The following is a 5,780-nucleotide window of genomic DNA, read 5'->3' on the forward strand; positions in this document are numbered from 1 at the left end:
CTGCGCAACCTTTGACTTGCACCGTGCTACGAGTTCCTCCCGATGTTCGGAGAGAAAGTTGCGCATGCTTTGTTGGCTTCCTGGCGTTGGCCGGTTCGTTGACGAATGCAGCCCGCTCTTGCTGCAAAGGCGGACTGCTTCAATCTCGCATTCTTCGCGCAGAAGCAACAATTGTCTGTGCGGTGTCGCACACAAGCCCGGTGCCACAGGCACCAGACGATCAGCGCCCTGGCACGGCCGTTCGGTGCGTCGACGATGCGCCCTGCCGGGGCTCTGAGTTGGCGGCTGTCAGTGCTCAACGGCAAACAACCGCCACTCACCAGATATTCCCTTCAGGCGTGCATTGCACGATCCTGGAATGACAGGCCGGAACCCGCCACCAAGTCCTTGACGTTGCTCGAAACAAGCACTTCGCCCTTCTGAGCGTGAGTCGCCACACGCGCACCGGTGTTCACGGCAATGCCAGCCACCTTGTCGCCCATCACTTCACACTCGCCGGTGTGCAGCCCGGCACGGATCCCGAGGCCGAGCGCGCGCACCTCGCTGGAAAAATGACGCAGGCGCAGCGCACTGCACGAGCCGGCCCATCGAAGGTGGCAAGACAGCCGTCGCCCGCGGTGTCGATCTCGCGCCCCCGAAAGCGCTCCAGCTCACGGCGAACCAACGCATGGTGACTCTCGAGCAAGTCGTGCCACACGCGATCGCCGGGGACCGCGGCGCGTTCGGTCGCCCCCACGATGTCGGTGAACATGGCACGAACGTCGACGTCGGCAGCAACCTCGCGATCACACCCGGCGCTGTGGTCTGTCGCTCTGAACTGCTGGAGTTGATCGAGTACCGGGCCCAGACGCAGCAGGTGCACGGCACGCCGCTGTTCATCGTCAACAAGTTTTGCATCTGGGACCTCGCGCCGGGCCGCAGCCTGATCGAGTACCTGGTCCAGCAAGGCTTCCAGGTCTTCGTGGCGAGCTGGTTCAATCCCGACGCCGGCCAGTCCGAATGGGGCTTGGAGACCTGCGTGCAGGCACTCGTTCAGGCGATGGACGTGACGCGCGAGATTGCGGACACGCAACAGTTGCATGTTGCTGGGCGCCTGCTCGGGCGGCATCACCGCGGCGGCGCTGCCCGCCTACCTTGCGGCCCAGGACAAGGATTGGGCGCGCAGCCTGACCTTGATGGTGTCGATCCTCGACATCGAGGGCATCGCCGACAGCTCCATGGGCCTGTCTGCGCACCTCGAGACGCTGGAACTCGCGCGCACGGGCAGCGGCAGCAGTGAAGTGCTGCAGGGCAAGGGATCACCGTGGCGCGCTTTTATGCCGACCACATCCTGACCCGCGTTCCCGGCCTGCGCGACAGCATCGTCGCGGGCGCTGAAGCGATCGCGGACATGGCCCTCGAAGACTTCTGAAAACGTCTCGGGACAGGCCCGCTGTTACCTCCTTCCCCTCCCTCGAGAAGGGGACCGCGCGAGGGGCCGAACGATAAATTTACGCACAGGCCCGACATACCGTTTCTTCGTTGCCGCAGCGTCGGGCGCGGCCCACCGGAACTGGAGACAGCATGGCTTTCCTGAGAGAGTGTTTGCACGAGTTGCGCGCCACGCGTCGCGATTGGGCGCCTGAAGAAATGGATTGGTTCCTGCGCACCAGTGTGCGTGCCGATCAGTGGCGCAGCGGCTTGTCCGCGGCAAGCGCTCGCGATCCACGCGTGCTGCCGATGCGCCGCCAGGCGCGCTCGGTCGCCGTACACCGCAGTGCGCATGGAGGATCGGCTCGTGGATTTGCTTGACCCGGTGCTGGTACCCAAGGCAGCGAGGAGACGAATCCTTCGCTGGAAGTCGAGGTCTTCTTCGATTTCGTCTGCCGGTGGTGCCTGATCGGAAAGCGCCAACTCGATGCCGCCGCGAGCCGCTTGGCCGTGATACGGCCCGACGTGCGGCTACAGGTCGTCTGGCGCTCGCATCCCTTGCTGCCCGACACGCCGGTGGGCGGGGAGCCCTGTAGGCCTTCTCTGTGGCTCGCCTCGGCAGTCCCAAGCCGTCGCAAAGCGCCGCGCGCAGGTGCAGCACGCAGGCGCGGCCGCGGGTGTGCGCTTCGCCTTCGAACGGATCGAGGTGTTGCCGAACATCGCCGCAGCCCATGCGCTGGTCGCGCAGGCGGCCGCGCAGGGCACCGACGCGTTGCAGGCCCGATTGATCGAACGAATCTTCACGGCGTACTTCACGGAGGGCGAAGACATCGGCAATACGTGCGTGCTTGAGCGACTTGCACTGGAATGCGGGCTCGAAGCCGAGGAGCCCAACGCGCAGCAGCCGCAAGGCGGCAGCGACCGGCACCCACGCGCACGGGTTCGCTGTCCATTCAGCGGGGTGCCTTGCTCGTTCCTGACGGATCGCTGGCGCTGTCGGGCGCTGCATCACCCGATGAACTGCTCGACGTCATGTTGCGGACGCTTGACGCATGGCTCCCATCAGTTGGTGGCGCAATGCGCCACCACCGGGAAGTCCGAGCGGACGTCCCCGCCGACCCCTGCACACTACGTCAAGGGGGCAAGTACAGACGCAAGCGCCGCTGGATCGATCGGCTTCGTCAAGAAGTGGTCCGCCAAGGTGAAGCTGGTGGCGACCCGCTCGTCATCAACGCTGCATGCACTGACCGCGATCAGCACGATGTCGTCCCCATACCGGTCACGCAGACGACGGCAGAGTTCATCACCTCCCATGCCCGGCATGACGACATCAAAGAGGACGCAATGGGGCGGGTCTTGCTCGATCAGGTTCAGCGCCTCTTCGGCGGTATCAGCGGTCCTCACCGCATAACCGTAGAGTCGAAGCAAAATGGCCATCGTGTCCACCGAATCCTTGACGTCATCCACAACAACGACCTGAACCAACTCGGACTTCATACCTCTCCTCCGCGAACGAGCGCAATGTCCACGAATTGGGGACATTCAATTCAGGCGCAAGCTGCCATCGCAGCACATCAGGTGCAACGCGAATGAATGCAGTCAGGTGTCGTTCATATTTGGATGGCGTCTTGCCGAACGGCGTGCGGTTTGCGCGGTAGTTCATTGGGCAAGGCAATCCCGTGCTGGCGCTCGTCTTGCCTGGCGCTCCAGCGTTCGCTTCCAGCAATTTGCCCCCCGCCGTGCACTGCGCGGAACGCAACACAAGCCCCAGCGCCCTGTGCAGTCCGGGATCACCTCGCCATACCTCAAGCTGGGTTTTCGGGAACCGAAACCAACAGCCGCTGTTCCCGGAATCGACCGGAAGCAACTTGGGGGCGCAGAATTTTCATGGGTCGCCGGCAGTCCGCTCCACAAGCGCCCCCGCGTACTACTTCTTCGCAGGCTCGACGGACAGTGCCACCGCCTCGGTGTACACCGCCTGGACCTGGTCGCCCACCTTGATCATCTCCAACTGGTCGGGATCGGGGACTTCCAGTTCAACCGTGTGGTCTGTCCCGCGCAGCGTGATCATGTGCGTCTTCTTGTTGACGGCAATCACGTCGGCGGTGACCTCGACCTTCCCGCCGACCGTGCCGCCGGGGCGTTGGCCTTTCGCCGCCCTGTTGTCGCTCGTGGTCTCGACCTTGCTGCGCAGTTCCTTGCCATCCTTCATCAAGGTCAGCGTCAGTGCCTGCGCATAACGAACATTCACGCGGTCTCCAACCTTGAGCTGCTCGAGGTTTCTGACCTCGGGACCGTAGTCCAGCGGAATCACCTTGCCATGGGAGTCCTTGATGATCACATGGCGCTTGCCGAGATCAATCGCCTGGACGACGCCGGTGACCCGGATGGCTTCCTTGATGGTGGCCTTGCCAGGGTCCGTCGAGACCGCGACCTCGCGGCTGGGTTTGTCTTGGGAGGCAGCGGGCGCCAGGAGCGTCCCCAGCACTGCCAATGCGGTGAGCGAAGCTGCGACTTTCATGGGAATGCCTTTCACGAAGAGTGGGAAAGCGTGCCGGGCATGGGCTATGCGCAAATGCCCGGCGCGTCGGGTTGACTTGCTTCAATCGCGATGCCCGTTCAGTCCAGGCCCCATACCTTGAGGGTGGCCGTCGGCTTGTCGCCAAGGATCTTGTAGTTGACCGTTACGCCTGTGAGACGCCCCTTGCGCCCCGGAGCATCCGCCGGTGCAGTCTGTCCCCCTGCCTTCAGGGTCCCGACATTCTTCAAGGTGTCGTCCTTGCGATTGTCCCAATGCAGGACGAGGTTCGTGATCTGCACGTCCGCGCCCTCTGCAGAGAGCTTCACCTGTTTGACATCCTTGTCCCATCGACCCCCTGCGCTCTTGATGGCCACGCTGGGATCCGCCGACTTGACCGTCTGCTCGCCGAGCACGAACCACTCATCCGCTGCGCTTGCGCTGCTCATGACACCCATGAGCGCGACCGCCGCGACAACGCAAGCGGCCATCCAGGTTTGAATCTTCGTCTTCATGGCAATCTCCTTTGTGAAAGTGATCTCAGGACCGGGAACTGGCTCTGGCCGACGATGCGGGCGTCTGCCAATCGAGGTGGTGCTGTCGATGCGGGTTTGCTGGCGCGTCCCGACTGCTGAAGTGGGCAACGCGGGTGAGGCAGGTTTCATGGCAGATCCTCCGGATCGAAGTGGGCGCTCAGCATGGCCCCAACCCGGGCGCGCCGGGTTGAGGTAACTCAAGCGCGAGCGAAATTGGCCCGCCGTTGCGTCTCGCTGAATCCACGCGAGGTACCGGGGAGTCCGACACTTCGCGTTACTGAATCCGGCGAGGCTCCATGCGCTGCGCGTGCGCATCGCGGTTGATAATCGTCAATGCGCCGCGCGAGGCGAGCGCGCATGCTGCCGTTGTTCATGGTCTGCTGTTCCGGCAGCACCAAAAGGAGCCGACATGAAAGTTGCAGGACTCGCATCGGCCGTGCTGGCCTTGTCGCTGGCGGCGCCTGTCGTCGTCGCACAAACGGCGCCGGCAGGCACGGCGGCGCCAGCCGCACCCGCAGCACCGGCCGCACCAGTTGCACCAACTGCGCCCGCCGCGAATGCCGTCGATCCAGCGTCGATCCAGGCACTCAAGGATATGGGTGCCTACTTGCAGACCTTGCAGCGCTTCCGTACGACGACCTCGCTGACGGGCGAGCGCGTTCTGGTCGACGGCCAGAAACTGCTGCACACCGCGTCTGCCACGGTCGACGTGCAGCGACCGGACAAGCTGCGCGCCCGCATGCACACCATCCGTTCCGAGCGCGAACTCGTCTTTGATGGCAAGACGGCGACGCTCTACTTTCCTGCGCAGAAGTACTACTCGTCGGTGGACTTCGCGGGGTCGAACAGCGACCTGGTCAGCAAGCTGGAAGAGCGCTACGGCGTTGAAATTCCGTTGGCCGACCTGTTCCTCTGGGGCACCCCGGCTGCGCCGGTGGACAAGATCGAGTCGGCCATGAATGCCGGGCCGGATCCCGTCGGCAATGTTCCCTGCGACCACTACGCGTTTCGCCAAGGCGATTTCGATTGGCAGATATGGATCGCAAGTGGCACAAAGCCATTGCCGCGCAAGCTCGTGATCATCAATCGTGCCGACGAGGCTCGCCCCCAATCGGTCAGCCTCATGGACTGGGACCTGCAGCCGCCTTTCAACCAGGCAAGCTTCAAGTTCACGCCGCCGAAGGGGGCAAAGAAGATCGAATTTATTCCGGCGAAGACCAACTAGGAGAACGACCATGAACGGATCATTCGACAAGTTGCTGGCGGTCCCACTGGCTGCCCTCGTTCTGGCCAGCTTCGCACTGACCCCCGCGGCG

5 protein-coding genes and 3 pseudogenes are annotated in these 5,780 nt (G+C 63.5%); 5 read left to right on the forward strand and 3 right to left on the reverse strand.

Annotated features, from left to right (window positions below):
* Positions 1–667: 667 nt before the first annotated feature.
* From QTI66_RS40095 to QTI66_RS40105, 4 genes and pseudogenes are all read left to right on the forward strand, one after another.
* Positions 668–877: pseudogene (locus QTI66_RS40095) on the forward strand (hypothetical protein); the annotation flags it as partial.
* Positions 878–1,079: 202 nt separating this feature from the next.
* A complete protein-coding gene (locus QTI66_RS40100; RefSeq protein WP_286565762.1) occupies positions 1,080–1,334 on the forward strand; it encodes a hypothetical protein in 255 nt (84 codons plus the stop codon).
* Between the two features lie 499 nt (positions 1,335–1,833).
* Positions 1,834–1,992, forward strand: a pseudogene (locus QTI66_RS39130) (DsbA family oxidoreductase); the annotation flags it as partial.
* Positions 1,993–2,062: 70 nt separating this feature from the next.
* Positions 2,063–2,287 (forward strand): annotated as a pseudogene (locus QTI66_RS40105) (DsbA family protein); the annotation flags it as partial.
* Between the two features lie 251 nt (positions 2,288–2,538).
* On the opposite strand, the gene QTI66_RS39140 reads toward QTI66_RS40105, so the two are convergent.
* From QTI66_RS39140 to QTI66_RS39150, 3 genes are all read right to left on the reverse strand, one after another.
* Positions 2,539–2,907, reverse strand: coding sequence for a response regulator (locus QTI66_RS39140; RefSeq protein WP_286565763.1), 369 nt, complete (start codon positions 2,905–2,907; stop codon positions 2,539–2,541).
* A 430-nt stretch (positions 2,908–3,337) separates the two neighbouring features.
* Positions 3,338–3,931 (reverse strand): hypothetical protein, encoded by a 594-nt coding sequence (locus tag QTI66_RS39145; protein WP_286565764.1) that lies wholly within the window; start codon positions 3,929–3,931, stop codon positions 3,338–3,340.
* 98 nt (positions 3,932–4,029) lie between these two features.
* Entirely contained in the window at positions 4,030–4,443 is a 414-nt protein-coding gene (locus QTI66_RS39150) for a DUF2541 family protein (RefSeq protein WP_286565765.1), read from the reverse strand.
* Positions 4,444–4,873: 430 nt separating this feature from the next.
* Between QTI66_RS39150 and QTI66_RS39155 the strand changes: the two genes are divergently transcribed.
* Positions 4,874–5,689 (forward strand): DUF2092 domain-containing protein, encoded by an 816-nt coding sequence (locus QTI66_RS39155; protein WP_286565766.1) that lies wholly within the window; start codon positions 4,874–4,876, stop codon positions 5,687–5,689.
* Positions 5,690–5,780 lie beyond the last annotated feature (91 nt).

It is taken from the genome of Variovorax brevis (assembly GCF_030317105.1).
Classification (GTDB): Bacteria; Pseudomonadota; Gammaproteobacteria; order Burkholderiales; family Burkholderiaceae_C; genus Variovorax; species Variovorax brevis.